Origin of the sequence: Mesobacillus zeae, from assembly GCF_003570705.1 — a bacterium.
GTDB classification, from domain to species: Bacteria; Bacillota; Bacilli; order Bacillales; family Cytobacillaceae; genus Mesobacillus_C; species Mesobacillus_C zeae.
Window position 1 is genome coordinate 352548 of sequence record NZ_QWVT01000015.1, and the last position, 16049, is coordinate 368596.

Sequence of the window (16049 nt, forward strand, 5' to 3'; positions counted from 1 at the left end):
TGTTACCTCCTAAGCTTAGGGTCTAATGCATCCTGTAGTCCGTCTCCAAGCACATTGAATGAAAACATTGTAAGCGATATGAAGAATGCAGGAAAAAACAACCGCCACCAGTGACCTGACAGGATAACAGGAAGAGCGTCGCTCGCCATGGAACCCCAGCTGGCAAAAGGAGGCTGGATTCCTAGGCCTAGGAAGCTCAGAAAAGCCTCTGCGAAGATAGCTGAAGGAACCGTCAGTGTCATTTGGACAATAATTGGTCCCATTGTATTGGGAAGCAGATTTTTCCGGATGATGCGCCGTGTTTTTGTTCCAAATGTCTTTGATGCGAGAACAAATTCATAATTTTTAAGCTGCAGCACCTGTCCCCGGACAATTCTTGCCATTCCTATCCATCCGGTTACTGACAGCGCCAGGATGATCGTTGCAAGGCTGGGGCCCATGACAACACTGATGAGGATAACAACAAGAAGGTAGGGAAGCCCGTAAAGGACTTCAATTACGCGCATCATAGCATGGTCCGTTCTTCCTCCTTTATATCCCGCAACACCTCCGTAAACCACTCCAATGAAGAAGTCGATTAGTGCCGCCGCTATCCCGACGAATAATGAGATTCTGGCACCGTACCATGTTCGTGAAAACACATCTCGGCCCAATTCGTCTGTTCCAAACCAGTGAGCCGAAGAAGGAGGCATGTTTTGATTCAGCAGGTTTTGTTTCGTCACGTCATAAGGGGAGAGCATTGGGCCAATCACAGCCATGATTGAAAGCACTGCAAGGAACACAAGACCTATCATTGCGAGCTTATTGCCCATTAGACGGTGCCAGGCATCCTGCCAGTATGAAAGGCTCGGCCTTGAAACAACCTCGGCGTCCCCTTCATTTTTCTCAAGTGGTGAAAACCAGCTTTCCGGAATGTCAGGAGAGTGATTGGTTTCCTGCAGTTTTCGGACAGCCATTATCTCTCCCCCTTCTGATGCAGCTTAATTCTAGGATCAAGCAAGCCATAGGCGATGTCGACGAGGAAAAGCATGATGATCAGGACTAGGCTGTAAAAAACGGTGGTCCCCATTATAACCGGATAATCCCGCTGGTTGATGCTTTCAACAAAGTATTTTCCCATACCTGGAATGGCAAAAATCTTCTCAATGACAAAGGTTCCGGTCAGTATAGCGGCAGCGAGGGATCCGACTATTGTCACCACTGGCAGTAACGCATTTTTCAGCGCATGCTTGAAGACGATTTTAAAAGGAGACAGCCCTTTTGCTTTTGCCGTCCTAATGTAGTCCTGTGTCAGCACCTCAAGCATGCTAGAACGGGTCAGCCTTGCAATGATCGCCATCGGCCCTGTAGCCAGCGCTGCCACAGGGAGAATCATGTGTCTCGGGCTTGCCCATGTTGCAACCGGCAGGATTCCTAGATTGACTGACATCTGCTGGATCAGAAATGTGGCCAATACAAAATTAGGTACCGAAATGCCTATGACAGCGACTGTCATAGCAATGTAATCAATCAAGCCATTGTGCCGAAGGGCAGCAGCCACGCCGAGGAGCAGGCCTGAAACGACCGCAAGGACAAGCGTTGCCATTCCAAGCTCAAAGGAAACAGGGAACCCTCTTCCCAGCATTTCGTTGACCGATTGTGAAGACTTTTTAATCGATGGCCCAAAATCAAAAGTAACAACAGATTTGAGATACATGACATATTGAATAAATAAGGGTTCGTCAAGGTGATAATATTCTTCCAGGTTTTTTTGGACAGCTTCACTAGTGGCCCTCTCTTCATTAAAAGGCGAACCGGGAATGGAATGCATCAGGAAAAATGTAAGCGTGATGATGACCCAGAGCGTTGCAAGCATCCATCCTATTCGCTTCAAAATATATGGCAGCAATGTTCCTCACACCCTCTCTTCCCTAACGGGTCTAGCATTGCTCAGCAGAAACCTGTCCTCGTGGCCAGCTCTGTCATTACCAGCATCGCCTTGTAGGCTTCCAAAATATCTTTGGCATGAAAGCGAACAATTGTAGTTCCTTCCTCGAGTTCCGTTCCAGGCATCAATGCGGCCCATTCAGCCTGTCCGTAATTGGCAAACTCAATTTTAAGGACCGGTTGATTTGGCGGGGAAAGTGGTTCCGCTTTTCCTATGTTCTGTAGAGCAAGGGCTGTTTTTTCTCTAATCAGTTCAGACGCTTTTGCGGGGGTCAATGATTTTACAGCTGATCGTGTGATGGTTTCTTTCACAGGCACGGTCAGAACACCTGGAATCAGGCTTCCCGCTTCTTTCGCCGCCTGGTCGTCACCTGCCACCATGAGAACTGGTACACCGTAATAGCCCGCAACATAAGCATTAAAGCCAAGTTCCCCAATGGCAACATCATTGATAAACATATTCCGGACGCCAAAAATCATCGAATGGGACATTACGCCTTTCATGGATGCCCTTGCATGGTAGCCGACAAAAATGACACCACCAAACGTTTCGTCAAGCCCTTCAACCATTGAGAAGGGCTTGACTCCTCCTGTAATCAGCTGTGTTTCAGGATGAAGCAGTTCAACAAGCAGGTTATTCATTTGTGAGTGGCTGTCATTTACAAGAATTTCTGTACAGCCATGCTCAAACCCTGATGTCACAACACTGTTGACTTCATTCGTCATAATCAGGCGTCCGCGCTCATAGTTTTGCTTGGCTGAATCGACGTGCGTATGGTCGGCCAGGCCTGTTATTCCTTCCATATCGGCCGATATGTATAACTTCACAAATTTTGCCCCTTCCGAAATTACATAATTTTCTTAAAATTATAAATAATATCATGTTTTATATCAACTGTTATTGCCACTTTCGGAAAATAAATGGGCACTGCTTCCTATTTGGAAGCAGTGCCCTAGTCAGTTAAAAAAGATAGGATATTCAATTACAATCTTTTTTACACTTTTATTGAAATGAAAAATTCTTCATATATAGCCTTAACGGCTTTCCTTTCATCCGTTTCATTTACACCGAACATCATGCTTACCTCTGAAGAACCCTGGTTGATCATTTCAATATTGACTCCGGCACGTGCCAAAGCCCTGGAAGCTCTTGCCATTGTTCCAATATTGCATCGCATTCCTTCTCCTACTACCATGATCAGGGACAAATCATACATGATTTTTACTTCGTCGGCTCCCAGTTCGGATTGAATCCGTTCGAGAATTTCTTTTTCGATTGATGGTGAGAGCTGATCCTGACGGAGGATGACCGAAATATCATCAATACCTGACGGCAAGTGCTCATAACTGATTTGAAACTCTTCCAAAATTTGTAGAAGCCTGCGTCCAAATCCAATTTCTCTGTTCATCAGATATTTGCTGACATATATGCTGCAGAAGCCCTTATCAGCAGCGATGCCAACGACTGGGCCATTCTTGTTTAATCGCTGGCTGACAATTCTAGTGCCTGGCGATGCCGGATTGTTAGTGTTCTTAACATGGACGGGAATACCCGCGCGGAATGCAGGCATCAGTGCCTCATCATGAAAAACGGAAAATCCGGCGTATGATAATTCACGCATTTCCCGGTACGTCAATTCGCGGATCTCTTCCGGCTTTTCGACGATTCCTGGATTGACAGCATAAACTGCATCCACGTCCGTAAAGTTTTCATAAACATCGGCTTTTAAGCCGTTAGCAAGAATTGAACCAGTAATATCCGAACCGCTCCTCGAAAAGGTAACGATATTGCCATCAGCCGAATAGCCGAAAAAGCCCGGGAAAATGATGATTCCTTCATGTTCTCGCAAAGACATCAACTGATTGTAAGACTCCGGCAAAACCTGTGCATTCCCGGGTTCATCGCTGACAATTAGACCTGCTTTTCCTGGATTTATGTATGCTGCATTGACGCCTCGGGACTGGAAATATTCGGCGACAAGGCGGGCGTTTTGATCCTCTCCGCTTGCTTTGACTGCCTCCATGAGCCTTTCTGGGTCTTTGTTCGATTGGGAAAGAAGATCCAATAGATTTTCTTTGATTTTGGCTGCAATATCTCCTTGTATGCCAGCTTCATTGGCGATGGATCGATACCTTTCCGCAACCGCCTCGATTAGTATTCCTGGATCCTTACCTTCAATGACCCTCTCTGCACAGGAAATCAAAAGGTCGGTCACTTTGATATCGTCACTACTCCGTTTCCCTGGCGCTGAAACGACAACTACTTTTCTTTCAGGATCAGATACGACGATTTCAAAAACCTTTTTAAGCTGCTCACCTGATGATAATGACGAGCCTCCAAACTTCACGACCTTCATGATAGTTCCTCCGCTTTCGTTTTTTTTCATTATCACTGTAAAGCAAATAAGATGCAAGAAAAATTCCCCTCTGAAAGAACATTTGTTTATTTAGAAAGAACACTATTAGTTCTTACAAGTTCAAGGAAATGTGTTAATATCCTTGCAGTCAGTCCCCAAATAGCCTTCCCTTCATAAAGGTAAAAATGTTCTTCCAGCTGTCTTGCCTGCCATTCATAATTTTCGCCGCCGATAATCAGATCGAACGGAAATCCGTCTTCAGGTTTGACTTGGTAGTTGATTTTATACTTTTCGGGCTGTAAATTGAGCAGAAATGATAGTGGAACAGTGAAAAGTCCTCCAACCTCATCTTCGTTCGGCTTAATGGATTCGTAATTGTCAATCGTTCCAACAAAAGGGTAAATGATTGTGCCGAATGCAGATACCATATAATCCAGCGGAATCACATCCCGGATACTTTCCTCAGGGATACCAAGTTCTTCGGATGTTTCCCGAATGGCACATGCTTTTTCGTTATAGTCTTCCCTTTCAATTTTTCCGCCTGGAAAACAAATTTCTCCTGGCTGCCTGCGAAGTGTGTTTGAGCGGACTTCAAACACTATATGTATTTCGCCGTTTTTCTTAATCAACGGAAGAAGGACTGAAAAACGATAAAAGTCCTTTTGTCCGAGAATGCCCGGAACCCTGCTTCTTAATCTATCGATCAAATTATCAATTTTCATACGCAGCCTCCATTTTCAAGAGATAGTTACTCCATTATACATGCAGACAATGAAAAAAAGCCCCCTTTGAAGGGAGCCTTGAAGAATTTCGTTTTACTAACCTGTCACTCTGCCTTTGATCACTTTATAGACAATGACGAGCAAGGCAATGACAAGCAGGATATGTATGACTCCACCTGCAATTTTAAAAATCAGCCCCAATACCCAAAGGACAAGCAGTATCCCCGCAAGCGTCCAAAGCATGCCGACCATCCTCTCTATTTTGTTTTATTCTATATAAAGCATACCCGAATACTGTTTGGATGAAACAAGCTGGCTTGAGACCAGAAAGTATATCAATTGGCCTTTGGTTCCCAAAAGGAGTAGAATCGTTTATATGCAGCAAAAATGGGATTTTTACAGAGAGGGAGCATCGAAAGACCATGAAGAATTTTAAAATGTTATTTCTTGATATTGACGGAACCACGCTAAGACCTGACGATACAATCGAGAGTTCCACAAAAGAAGCTATTTCCATCCTACGGGAAAAAGGAATTGAAACTGTTCTGGCTACCGGCAGACCAATCCACGAAATCAAAGAGATTGGAGAAGAGCTGGATATTAAATCATATATAGGCTATAACGGTGCGCTTGCTATCTATCGTGGCGAACATGTTTTTTCCAGCCCAATGGCTGACGAAAGTGTTCGTGCTATTCTGGAGACAATGAGGAAAAACGAGCATGAAGCTGTCCTCTATACAGACAGCAAAAATCTTTTCACACATCCTGATTCCCCGGCAACAAAAGACTTCGCCCAGAAATTTAACCTGCGGAGGAATGAGGCATTTGACGAGCAATTTATGGGAGATATCCTCGGGATGACTATCATAGCAAAGGGCAACAATGGGGCTGAAATATATCAAAAGGAACCAAGAATGCACTTTTCTCAGGTGAATGTTGATGGGATGAGACATTCACTCGACGTAATCAGGGACAATATCAACAAAGGAACAGGTATCAAATTCCTCCTTGACCGTCTAGGGATTGATAGGGAGCAGACCATTGCTTTTGGTGACGGAATGAATGACAAGGAAATGCTATCATACGTTGGAGTTGGCTTTGCAATGGGAAACAGTCTTCCCGATTTGTTTGCATATGCCGACCGCCGAACAACATCAGTTACGGATTCAGGGATCTACAATGGCTTAAAATCGCTAGGCCTATTAGATAGATGATTTTATGAAAAAAAGTGAAAGCGCCTTGATTAGGCGCAGTAGCTGGACAAAAAAAAGCGAAAGCGCCCGTTCAGCGGCATATGGACTGGAGTCCATCGACTGAGATAATGAAAACACGAAGAGCGTTAGCGATTAGATGTTGACTTATAAGCTAAGAGCGCGCACGTCCTGTGGGCAACGCCTTACTCGCACATCTTGTGCTTCATCGTAGGGAGTTGGAGAAGTCCACTAGACGCTGGGCACAGTAGCTTGACAGTTTCCGCAGCATAAATCTTATTCAATGAAAAAAGCGTGCTCACGATGCACGCTTTTTTCATTCTATATGCTTTTTACTGCTCTTTTTTGCGGTCTGGATTTTGTCTCGTTTATTCTGCTTTTTGATTACGGAAAATTTCTCAACTCTGCCACGGAATGTCAGGGAATGAAAAAAGCCGCAAACCCATAAAAGGGCTGCGGCTTTGTGTGATAGGCAATCAATCCTTGTTGAGCAGCTCTTCTCCTGCGATTCCAGGATTGGTCATTTCATAAGGATTGAGAATTAAATCGAGTTCTTCTTCTGTCAGGACATCATAGGCCAGGCAAAGTTCACGAACGGACTTTCCTGTAAGGATGGCTTCGCGCGCAATACGGGAAACCGTTTCGTAACCAAGATGCGGGTTGACGGCAGTGATTATGCCGACACTTCTTTCGACATCATTCAAAAGTTTGTCCCTGTTTGCTTCGATTCCTGCTAGACAGTGCTCTGTGAAGACACGGAACCCGTTATTCATAATGCTAATGGATTGGATCAGATTAAATACAAGGACAGGCTCCATAACATTGAGTTCCAACTGGCCCGCTTCTGAAGCCAAGCAGATGGTATTGTCATTTCCGATAACCTGGAAAGCTACCTGGTTGATCACTTCTGCCATGACTGGATTGACCTTACCAGGCATGATTGAAGATCCTGGCTGGCGAGCTGGAAGCACGATTTCATTAAAGCCAACACGCGGACCCGAAGCCATGAGCCTTAGATCATTAGCGATTTTTGACATATTCATCATACAAACTTTCAATGCTGCTGAAACCTCTGTATAGGCATCTGTATTTTGGGTTGCGTCAACAAGATGCTCTGCATTTACTAGAGGGAAACCTGAAATATCAGCAAGATGTTCAACAACAACCTTGATGTATGCTTGGTTGGCGTTCAGGCCTGTTCCAACCGCGGTCGCCCCCATATTCACCTCATATAGGTGTTGGCGAGTAGCTTCTATCCTTTTGATATCTCTTGATAGCACTCTGCTATAAGCTTCGAATTCCTGGCCGAGTCGAATTGGGACGGCATCCTGCAAATGAGTCCGGCCCATTTTGATAACGTCATCGAATTCTTTCGCTTTTTGTGATATAACTTGGTGCATGGTTCTCATCGTTTTCAGCAGTTTCTCTAGCAGTGACAAAACGGAAATATGGATAGCGGTCGGAAATGCATCATTTGTCGACTGTGCCATATTTACATGCGAGTTTGGACTAAGCTTCATATAGTCGCCTTTTTTCTCGCCAAGCAATTCCAACGCTCTGTTGGCAATTACTTCGTTTGTATTCATATTGATGGAAGTACCGGCCCCCCCTTGGATCGGATCCACAATGAACTGGTCATGCCATTTGCCTTCGATGATTTCATCTGCAGCTGTGACAATCACTTCTCCCAGCCCGTCGAATAGCCTTCCGACTTCCATGTTGGCCATTGCTGCCGCTTTTTTAACCATCGCCATCGACGTGATTAACTCTTCGTGAATCCGGTAGCCGGTAATCGGAAAGTTTTCTACCGCCCTTAATGTCTGAATCCCGTAGTAAGCTTTGTTCGGCACTTCCTTGTTTCCAAGAAAGTCTTTCTCAATCCGTGTTTCTCCCATAAAAAACCCCTCCTGCATTAATCAGGCAGCACTCAGTGACGAGAAATAATTCTCAACCCAGGAAACTACCCTTCAGCAAATATCATTTGCTTCATTCCTATTGTATCGGAAACTGAAAGAGACTTCATCTGATGGCCCCTGCCCCCCATATTAAAAATATTTCAACAGTTTGGATTATAGGTTTAAGCTTTTAGTCCTGCGGGAATATGATAACTAACAACAACAAAGATTGGAGCGGTTACATTATGACAACATTACTCTTGCTAGGTTTTGCATTTGCAGCTGCTGCCGGAATGAATTATTATGCGACAAAGGACGAATCGTTTTCAGAGGATTTTATTGAATAGACGATAAATACAGAATGGACAGGCACTCTGTGAGTGCCTGTCCTTTTGTTTTGGAAATGAAAAAATTCTTGGTTTGTAAAAAACATATCGGCAGCGAGTAGCAACACCCATCGAGGTCATAAGCTGGTGAAAGAACGCCTTTAATGAAAGCTTGTTGGTGCTCATCGAGGAGCTTGTGCTTTTTTATCAAATGATAAAGCGCCTATCCTCGTTGGGTACCTTATCCCCAAGTCTATCAAAAAGACTGGGAGCTTGTAGTTTTTTTAAAGCTTCTGGTGAAACAGCACTTGTTTTGACAGCTTTTGTCATGAGGCAGGAAAAGCGAGGATGATGTGGTGAATTACTATATATGGTCATCCGTTTAGTATTTTTCATGAGCTTTATTCCATTTTTATAAAAGAAAGGGCTGGCGAAATGAAAGACTCACAATATGTAAAAGCTTACACAATTAAAGAAGTTTCCAGAAAAATTAATGTTCCATCCGGGACAATCAGGCAATGGGAGAAGGACCTTGATGGGCTGCTCGACATTCCTAGAACGCGCCAGGGTGCAAGGTTTTATACTGATAAAGAAATAGAAGATTTAAAAAAGATAAAAGAAATGCGCGGAAAGAACTTAAGCAAGGAAATGATCCGCGAGCTTATGCAGAAACACAACAAAATGGCAATGGAGGAAGTTCCTCCATCCGCTGTAGAAGCACCAGCACTCGCGGCGGTAAATGATACGTCCTCTCCCCCAGTTTCTTCATCTGCAGAAGTGGACCTTGAAAAATTGTTCGTCGCATTAGAGGCCTACAAACATGAGTTGATCCAGGGTGTCAGAAAGGAAATCAGTACAGGAATCAAGAATGAAATCGTTGATGAAGTGAAACGGGAGATCAGCAGCAGCTCAATCGAGACTGTGAAAGCCTTGTCTATGTCTATTCAGAGATCCAATCTAAAAACGAAAGCTGAAATTGCCAAGGTTTCCGAACATGTGAACGAAGCTTCGGAACAGACTTCGGAAATTCTCGCCACCGTTGCTTCAGGTGTAACGAAAGCGGCAGCTGCATCTGAAAGAGTTGGCGCGCTGGCAGACCAAGTGTCTTTTTTATCGAAAGGAACAAAGAGGGAATTTTCTTCACTGGCAGATAATCTGACAAAAGTAACCGCTGTGACAAAAAAGCAGCTTGAAAAACTGTCGGAGAATGTTGCGAAAGTTTCGAAAGGCACATCAAAAGAAGTGGCTGCCCTTTCGGATCATGTGGCAAAACTGTCTAACGGGACGAATAAACAAATCACCACACTATCAAACTCGATAGCCAAACTAGGTAACGGGACATCAAAGGAGATAACAACCCTGTCTGCATCAGTTGCGAAGCTTTCGAAAGGGACTTCCGAAGAACTTGCAGTCTTTTCAAACAGAATGAATGAATCAAGCGAAGAATTCCGTCTGATGACCGATTATCTTTCCCAAAGCAAGGAAACGATCAATCAGGAACTCAGTTCATTAAATGAGCAACTGATCATGGACCGCGAGTATTATTTGGAATCACTTAAAATGGAACGCGAACACTTCCGGACAGAAATCCAGCAGCGAGATGAAGTGTTCAAGGATCTTGTCGTCACTTTCCGTGAAGCTGCAGCTGCCAAGACTGGACGCGGCAGCTGGTGGAAGCTATGGAAATAGTATAGTAGACTATGTAGAAAAAACCGCCGCTCATTAAGCTTGTTTGCTAAATGAGTGGCGGTTTTTTTCAGCTTTCATTAATAAAGCCTTTCTCTATAGGATACTTCCAGATTCTTTTCTATGTCGCCTGCAGTCACGCATGGTAAATTAATGTGATCTGCGAGCATTTGGGCCGCTGACGGGAGTGAGGATGACGCTGCCCAGCTTTCCTGATTCCATAGGCCCGATCGTTTGATCGCTTTCGCACAATGAATGAAGGCTTCTTCCACTTCGACCTCAATCAGTATTAGTGGATTCTTTCCTTGGACTGCCAATTCTTCAGACAGCGGTCCATCCTGTATCAGCTTTGCTTTTCCATTTACACGTAATGTTTCTCCGAGGCCCGGGATGAAAAATAACAGCCCAACATGTGGATTATCCAAAATATTCTTTAGTGAGTCCATCCGCTTGTTTCCTTTTCGTTCGGGAATTACAAGCTTGTTGTCATTGAGTACTTTGACAAAGCCCGGTCCGTCACCTCTCGGGGAAGCGTCTGTCCGGCCCTTTGCGTCTGCGGTTGAGAGGATCATAAAGGGTGACAAATCTATGAATTTCCTGCAGTGGTGGTCAAGCATCGCAATCGCTTTATTTTTGACAATCTCACTGGGCTGCCCTATTAACATTTCGAGCACAACGAAGCTTGAAATATACGTTTTCTCTGATGGTGTTTGCATAATATTTCCCCCTTGTCACTATTAATAGTGAGTGAAATTTTGGCAATCTATATTTGTTTCAAGCTCTCTTTTGCCCAAACAGTGATACAATAAAAGGCAAAATGATAAAAAGAAGGTTTTTACATGTTTGATCGAAACAATGCCAAAAGGTTTATGCTCGCGCTCGCTGCAGCAGGAGCAGGCGGCATTTTATTCACACTGCTGGGAACGCCCATACCCTGGCTGCTGGGGCCAATGACAGCTATTTTGCTTCTATCCCGTGTGAAAAATAATATATTTTATTGGCCAATAGTTTTCCGGGACGCTGGTCTTATGGTCGTCGGTTATTCAATTGGTCTTTCTTTTACTAAAGATGCAGCGGTACAAATTTTTCATAGGCTTCCCTCCATGTTTTTCATGACTGCATTGCTTATAGGCTTTTGTGCAGCAATTGCCTTGGCTGTTTCGAAGCTAACGGCTGTCGATTATCCGACTGTGCTGACAGGAAGCATCCCTGGAGGCTTGTCGCAAATGATTATTTTTGCCGAAGAAATGAAGGGCATCGATATTACAACAGTGACATTTTTGCAGATATCGAGATTAATCATGATTGTGTTTATGGTGCCTTTTATGATCGTAAGTCCCTTTTTCGGAGGTAGCGGCATTTCTCACGGCATTGAAACAAAACTTGCGGAATCCGCTGGGGTCAGCCTGTTTCCCGCTATCTTTCTGTTCGGTGCGGTTTGCATACTGTTCACGATCGCAGGAAAGAAAATTAAATCGCCGACTCCTGTACTTCTTGGTCCGATCCTTGGAACTGCGTTTCTTAGTATATTGGGCGTTTCGGGCCCTGCCCCTTCACCGGCCGTCCTTGATGTTTCCCAATTTATGATTGGCGGGTATATTGGCTTGCTGCTGCAGCCTGAAAAATTACAGAACAAAGCACGAATTATTTCACTTGCACTTTTAAGCGGATTTTTAATGGTGGTTGGGTCTGTTGGACTTTCCTTACTGTTGTCTCTTCAATACGGCATTTCCCATGCAACCGCATTCCTTGCCCTGGCCCCGGGCGGCATGGACCAGATGGCTATACTCGCCCATGAAGTGGACGCAGATTTGGCGATGGTGACAGGTTACCAGCTCTTTCGGCTGTTTTTTATCTATTTTGCTATCCCTCCGCTCCTTAGGATGCTGTTTAGGAAAAGCATGCTGCGAAAAGCGGAGGCATAGTGCAGATGTTTGAATTTGACCATCATCCTGCTTTAACAATTGACGAAGTTTTCTGAGCCTGTTTATTTTGGCAGGTGCTCGATAAAATTCCTGCTTGCAAATCCACGAACGTCATCCTCGGAAAAATGCTTTAGCAGTTCATTGATTAAATTTTGGTATTTCGAGGAATTTTCAAGCCCGATAACGTGCTCGGATATTCCATCGAAATCCGAACCAAATCCGATATTTTCCACACCTCCGAGTGAACAAAAGTAATCGATATGCCTAATAACATCTTGTATTCCGGCTACTTCGGTTTCAGTCAGGAACGGAGGGTTGAAAACAACATGGAGCATGCCGTCGTTCCTGAATAGAGCGTTCGCCTGGTTTCCTGTCAGATTTCGTGGATGATTACAGAGATACCTGCTATTCGAGTGGCTGGCAATAGGGAAGTCTGCGCACTCCATCACATCCCAAAATGCCTGTTCGCTTAGATGGGAAACATCTGTCAAAATCTTCTGCCTGTTATTAAATTGGACAATTTCTTTGCCGAACAGCGTTAATCCCGCCCCCCGGGGTTCACCCGCCCCATCAGCGGCGAGATTAGCATTGTTCCATGTCAGACCAACCGAGAGGACTCCTTTTTTATGGAGTTCAGCAAGCTTGTTTATATCATTACCAATAGTATCCACGCCTTCAAGTGTAAGAAAAGCGCCGATTTCGCCTTCTTTTAATGAAGCAAAATCACTCCAAGAATGAATTTGCTTCATTTCGGGATTTCTACCCAGTACTTCATTATGGAACAGGGCGACTTGCCCAAGCGCCGCAGCCCACTTTTCCTCCTGCTCTATTTCAGGCTCGATAAAAATAGCGAACGCCTGCACCTTAACTTTTCCAGCCTGGAGCCTATGTTTATTTGCATCAAGCTGATTGTCATTTTCAAAGCGCATTTTCCCGCCGGAAAGCTGCAGCTTTAGCAGCACATCACAATGTAAATCGATAATTTCCATATTGATCTCCTTTTGGCTGTTCCCTGCGGGAACCTTAGTATATTGTTAATTATATTCTGAAAATAATGTGGTTTTCCAGTTTTTAAGCGATAAAGTTTCTTAACCTAGTTCCTCTCGGATGATTGTAGGCAATTTATTGGAATATATTTCTTTAATCGAGGATAATTGAAATAGTGCGTTATTTTAAAGGAGAAAGGAGTTTTTTTATGGACATAGCTATCATGCTTGTTGCTCTCATCATCATTGTTTCCCTGCTTGCAACCATTGCGCTGACGGGAAAATCCGATTCGGACTACCGGGGTTCTTCCCGTTCAAATACAATGAGACTATCAGCCATTTATGCAGTTGTTATCATTAGTTCGATTGTCGGGTTGGCATTGTATATAAAGTTTTAAAACATGGTGAGTAATTCTGCACCTGCATTTTTTTATAAAATTAAATATAAATATTATATTTTGCACTTGAAAAAAATGTCGTTTCCCCAATTCTATTTACCCATTTCCAGCGCAAAAACTGAAACTTTATAGTTTTTCACAGCATCACAAGCTATAATGTAATTAATTCCAAATAAGGGGAGGTTCGACATACATGATCCATACTTGTGAGAAAATAAATATTTCCGGAAACAAGCTTGCGGAAGTGTATATGCACAAAACTGCAGATGGACGCTATATTGTCGCCATACCTGACATTCATTGGTCGACAAAATTTCATGAATTGGATCAATTCGACCGTCAATTCGACCATTTACAGCAATCGTTAAATTTTCACCTCTTTGAAGGTAATACGGATGATTTGGCAAAAGCAATTATGAACATGCTTACCATCATGTAGAAGCCTGCCCTCTTACCTCTTTACCATGCTGGAAATCTTTCATCTAAGAGCACTAACCACATCTTTAGAACATACCTGCAAAGTTTTTATCGAACTTTTAAAATTCCATAGACATGCATCTGCTAAATGGAGCCATGCATTAGAGCCCAGCTAAGCTATTCTGCTGGGCTTTTGTTATGCGGTTTTATCACTAGTGCGAGCAAGCGGATCAGGTGGACTATAAGTGGGCTAATGCTGCAAAAGCCTGTTTTTTTGACTGGGCGATTGATGTGCCTGTACCTTTATTATAAAAATAACTGAAAATTTTAAAAATATATGTATAACAGTATTGAAATCTTAAAACTGTTATAGTACAATAAATCCAAGAACAAAACGACAGGAGGAATTTAAAATGATCAACATGAATGGAATGAAGCAAAAAGAGTGCCGGGAATGCGGTTGTGAAATCAAAGAACAGCATGAGTCCTTCCTTTATGAGTGTGAACGCTGCATCGGAAAACATGAGGAATAGAAAAAAAGAAATGAGCGAGTACCTTAACTGGTGGCTCGCTCATTTCTCGTTACAGTTATCATCGGGCCGGTACACTTTACTTCATCACCGCGCTGGGGGTCAGGCACACTTTAGTTGTTTAATGTTTTAATGCTCGTTCTGATTCTTGGTTCTTACATGGTGATTTTTTTTCGGAAGTAACCAGCGCTCAACAAATTTACTCCTCTCAATGATTTCATTTGTTCATCAAGGATATTCAGCGCTTCTTTCCGCTTTCCTTCTTTAAGGATTTCCGCTATCTCTAGCCATTTAACGTATGTATCTTGCTTTATTTTAGATTTTATTTGTCTGTATGTTCCAAAATCGTCTTCCTCCAAGGCCATAGTAGCCTCATAGTACCATTTTGAATGAGTCATCTTTCAAATGCTGTAATAATGGCTTCACGTCTTCAAAGTTTTTTTGTTCGAAGTGAAACATTACGGATGCTTGGTTTTTCAGTTTGTTTGGTTTTATTTTTTGGAGCGCTTTCTCGGCTTCTGTTTTATCGTCAGTGAAGAAAAAATATAAAAAACGATAATACGGATTCCGTTGCGCCTTAAGGTACTTTATCATCTTCGTTTCTGCTTATAAGGAGCGTAGTCCCCTTCAATAGGAGAAAAAGAAATAAAGGCAACTTTGAAAGGGCGAAAATCCATCGGGGAACGCTAAGAATACCAAGGATCAAAGAAACAAAGAAAATCAAAAAGAAAATTTTGCACATAAATATTCCTCGAGTTAATTCGCACTAATCATTTAACGCTTCACCGTGCCGGGGGTCAGGCACGGTGGGGCGGATTAGCGCTGTGGTGCACGAAATCCTGCCTTTATAGCCTCTTCTTCTGAGCAAAACATCACTTCTGCTTTAGTTTGTTGGTACCATGGGGAATCAGGTGTGTGATAAATTTTCCCTGAAGAAGATATATTTCCTTTAATATTACAGTTTGCAGTTTTTTTGTTTTTACTCAGTTTCTCAGTTTCTAGTACGCTTGAGGTTTTGGACTCTCCCATTACTTCCGGATGAAATCCATCTTCTCGGGAATAGTTCTCCACCTCCCAAATACCCGCTTCCTCTTGCTGTGCCTGCTTTTGAATAAGGTTGAACTCGTCTACATAGCGAGTGTTTGGTGGATACACATATGCTACTCTTGCAAATCCTCGCTTTAAAAGCTCTTCCTGAACCGATTTTCCGTCCGCATAAACATAAGCAAGTAGCCGGCCGTATTTATCCTGTTTTTGACCAATGTCAAATTCAATTTCAAGGTTTTTGGCTTCCTCGACGATTTTCGTTGTGAAATCTTTGGCTTCCTGTCCGTAGGGTTGTTTGCCTAGACGGGGGTGCGACGTTTCTGGACTGTCCACAAGCAAAAACCTGACTTTTTCTGGTCTCCCCTTATAAAAGACTTCGATCGTATCCCCGTCGACCCCTTTACTTAGCTCTGTTTTAATCCTATTAAATTCATGTTTCTCAGCCGCTACCGTTTCTGTTTTTTCTTCCTGCTGGCTGCCATTATTTGTCGTGTTCTCTGAACAGCCTGTCATCATGAGCAATAAAAGCCACGATAAAAGAAAAACTGATGTCTTTTTCATATATTCGTTCTCACCTATCATCTGTCTGCACTCCTTCATGTTGCTTTTTCTTTCCATTTGCT

At 43.3% G+C, this 16049-nt stretch carries 17 protein-coding genes; 6 read left to right on the plus strand and 11 right to left on the minus strand.

The window, feature by feature from the left end:
• Positions 1-2 precede the first annotated feature (2 nt).
• The 6 genes from D1970_RS09935 to D1970_RS09960 form a co-directional block, all read right to left on the minus strand.
• Entirely contained in the window at positions 3-956 is a 954-nt protein-coding gene (locus tag D1970_RS09935; RefSeq protein WP_119112688.1) for an ABC transporter permease, read from the minus strand.
• Positions 956-1855, minus strand: coding sequence for an ABC transporter permease (locus D1970_RS09940; protein ID WP_374978550.1), 900 nt, complete (start codon positions 1853-1855; stop codon positions 956-958). The genes D1970_RS09935 and D1970_RS09940 overlap by 1 nt, the downstream gene beginning before the upstream one ends.
• Positions 1856-1929: 74 nt before the next feature.
• Positions 1930-2754 (minus strand): D-aminopeptidase DppA, encoded by an 825-nt coding sequence (gene dppA / locus D1970_RS09945; RefSeq protein ID WP_119112690.1) that lies wholly within the window; start codon positions 2752-2754, stop codon positions 1930-1932.
• 167 nt (positions 2755-2921) lie between these two features.
• Entirely contained in the window at positions 2922-4283 is a 1362-nt protein-coding gene (locus tag D1970_RS09950) for an aspartate kinase (RefSeq protein ID WP_119112769.1), read from the minus strand.
• Between the two features lie 86 nt (positions 4284-4369).
• Complete coding sequence (locus D1970_RS09955; protein ID WP_119112691.1) at positions 4370-5005, minus strand: NUDIX hydrolase; 636 nt, start codon at positions 5003-5005, stop codon at positions 4370-4372.
• A 96-nt stretch (positions 5006-5101) separates the two neighbouring features.
• On the minus strand, positions 5102-5248 hold the full coding sequence (locus tag D1970_RS09960) for a lmo0937 family membrane protein (RefSeq protein ID WP_119112692.1): 147 nt from the start codon (positions 5246-5248) through the stop codon (positions 5102-5104).
• Positions 5249-5427: 179 nt separating this feature from the next.
• On the opposite strand from D1970_RS09960, the gene D1970_RS09965 reads away from it, so the two are divergent.
• Positions 5428-6219: a Cof-type HAD-IIB family hydrolase gene (locus D1970_RS09965; protein ID WP_119112693.1), complete on the plus strand. Its 792-nt coding sequence runs from the start codon at positions 5428-5430 to the stop codon at positions 6217-6219.
• A 473-nt stretch (positions 6220-6692) separates the two neighbouring features.
• Here D1970_RS09965 and aspA read toward each other — a convergent pair whose 3' ends face one another.
• Complete coding sequence (aspA, locus tag D1970_RS09970; RefSeq protein WP_246370055.1) at positions 6693-8111, minus strand: aspartate ammonia-lyase; 1419 nt, start codon at positions 8109-8111, stop codon at positions 6693-6695.
• Between the two features lie 761 nt (positions 8112-8872).
• Between aspA and D1970_RS09975 the strand changes: the two genes are divergently transcribed.
• Entirely contained in the window at positions 8873-10126 is a 1254-nt protein-coding gene (locus tag D1970_RS09975) for a MerR family transcriptional regulator (RefSeq protein WP_119112695.1), read from the plus strand.
• 77 nt (positions 10127-10203) lie between these two features.
• On the opposite strand, the gene D1970_RS09980 is transcribed toward D1970_RS09975, so the two are convergent.
• The gene (locus D1970_RS09980) at positions 10204-10839 is read right to left on the minus strand and encodes an MSMEG_1061 family FMN-dependent PPOX-type flavoprotein (RefSeq protein WP_119112696.1); all 636 of its coding nucleotides are present in this window, start codon (positions 10837-10839) and stop codon (positions 10204-10206) included.
• Between the two features lie 123 nt (positions 10840-10962).
• Between D1970_RS09980 and D1970_RS09985 the strand changes: the two genes are divergently transcribed.
• Complete coding sequence (locus D1970_RS09985; protein ID WP_119112697.1) at positions 10963-12048, plus strand: AbrB family protein; 1086 nt, start codon at positions 10963-10965, stop codon at positions 12046-12048.
• Between the two features lie 62 nt (positions 12049-12110).
• Here the strand turns inward: D1970_RS09985 and D1970_RS09990 are convergent, their stop codons facing one another.
• Entirely contained in the window at positions 12111-13037 is a 927-nt protein-coding gene (locus tag D1970_RS09990) for a dipeptidase (protein ID WP_119112698.1), read from the minus strand.
• Positions 13038-13243: 206 nt separating this feature from the next.
• Here D1970_RS09990 and D1970_RS09995 point away from each other — a divergent pair, with 206 nt between their 5' ends.
• The 3 genes from D1970_RS09995 to yhfH all read left to right on the plus strand — a co-directional run bounded on the left by D1970_RS09995 (position 13244) and on the right by yhfH (position 14382).
• A complete protein-coding gene (locus tag D1970_RS09995; protein ID WP_119112699.1) occupies positions 13244-13432 on the plus strand; it encodes a hypothetical protein in 189 nt (62 codons plus the stop codon).
• A gap of 193 nt (positions 13433-13625) precedes the next feature.
• Entirely contained in the window at positions 13626-13871 is a 246-nt protein-coding gene (locus D1970_RS10000; RefSeq protein WP_119112700.1) for a YueH family protein, read from the plus strand.
• Between the two features lie 391 nt (positions 13872-14262).
• Complete coding sequence (gene yhfH, locus D1970_RS10005) at positions 14263-14382, plus strand: protein YhfH (protein WP_119112701.1); 120 nt, start codon at positions 14263-14265, stop codon at positions 14380-14382.
• Between the two features lie 152 nt (positions 14383-14534).
• Here yhfH and D1970_RS10010 read toward each other — a convergent pair whose 3' ends face one another.
• Positions 14535-14744 carry a hypothetical protein gene (locus tag D1970_RS10010; protein ID WP_119112702.1) on the minus strand — a complete coding sequence of 70 codons (210 nt, stop codon included), beginning with the start codon at positions 14742-14744 and terminating at the stop codon, positions 14535-14537.
• 451 nt (positions 14745-15195) lie between these two features.
• On the minus strand, positions 15196-16008 hold the full coding sequence (locus D1970_RS10020; protein WP_246370056.1) for a thermonuclease family protein: 813 nt from the start codon (positions 16006-16008) through the stop codon (positions 15196-15198).
• Between the last annotated feature and the right edge of the window lie 41 nt (positions 16009-16049).

Coding starts and splice junctions, on each gene's coding strand:
- D1970_RS09935 (WP_119112688.1), bottom strand. CDS start 956: ATGGCTGTCCGAAAACTGCAGGAAACCAATCACTCTCCTGACATTCCG.
- D1970_RS09940 (WP_374978550.1), bottom strand. CDS start 1,855: ATGCTTGCAACGCTCTGGGTCATCATCACGCTTACATTTTTCCTGATG.
- D1970_RS09950 (WP_119112769.1), bottom strand. CDS start 4,283: ATGAAGGTCGTGAAGTTTGGAGGCTCGTCATTATCATCAGGTGAGCAG.
- D1970_RS09955 (WP_119112691.1), bottom strand. CDS start 5,005: ATGAAAATTGATAATTTGATCGATAGATTAAGAAGCAGGGTTCCGGGC.
- D1970_RS09960 (WP_119112692.1), bottom strand. CDS start 5,248: ATGCTTTGGACGCTTGCGGGGATACTGCTTGTCCTTTGGGTATTGGGG.
- D1970_RS09965 (WP_119112693.1), top strand. CDS start 5,428: ATGAAGAATTTTAAAATGTTATTTCTTGATATTGACGGAACCACGCTA.
- aspA (WP_246370055.1), bottom strand. CDS start 8,111: ATGGGAGAAACACGGATTGAGAAAGACTTTCTTGGAAACAAGGAAGTG.
- D1970_RS09975 (WP_119112695.1), top strand. CDS start 8,873: ATGAAAGACTCACAATATGTAAAAGCTTACACAATTAAAGAAGTTTCC.
- D1970_RS09980 (WP_119112696.1), bottom strand. CDS start 10,839: ATGCAAACACCATCAGAGAAAACGTATATTTCAAGCTTCGTTGTGCTC.
- D1970_RS09985 (WP_119112697.1), top strand. CDS start 10,963: ATGTTTGATCGAAACAATGCCAAAAGGTTTATGCTCGCGCTCGCTGCA.
- D1970_RS09990 (WP_119112698.1), bottom strand. CDS start 13,037: ATGGAAATTATCGATTTACATTGTGATGTGCTGCTAAAGCTGCAGCTT.
- D1970_RS09995 (WP_119112699.1), top strand. CDS start 13,244: ATGGACATAGCTATCATGCTTGTTGCTCTCATCATCATTGTTTCCCTG.
- D1970_RS10000 (WP_119112700.1), top strand. CDS start 13,626: ATGATCCATACTTGTGAGAAAATAAATATTTCCGGAAACAAGCTTGCG.
- yhfH (WP_119112701.1), top strand. CDS start 14,263: ATGATCAACATGAATGGAATGAAGCAAAAAGAGTGCCGGGAATGCGGT.
- D1970_RS10010 (WP_119112702.1), bottom strand. CDS start 14,744: ATGGCCTTGGAGGAAGACGATTTTGGAACATACAGACAAATAAAATCT.
- D1970_RS10020 (WP_246370056.1), bottom strand. CDS start 16,008: ATGATAGGTGAGAACGAATATATGAAAAAGACATCAGTTTTTCTTTTA.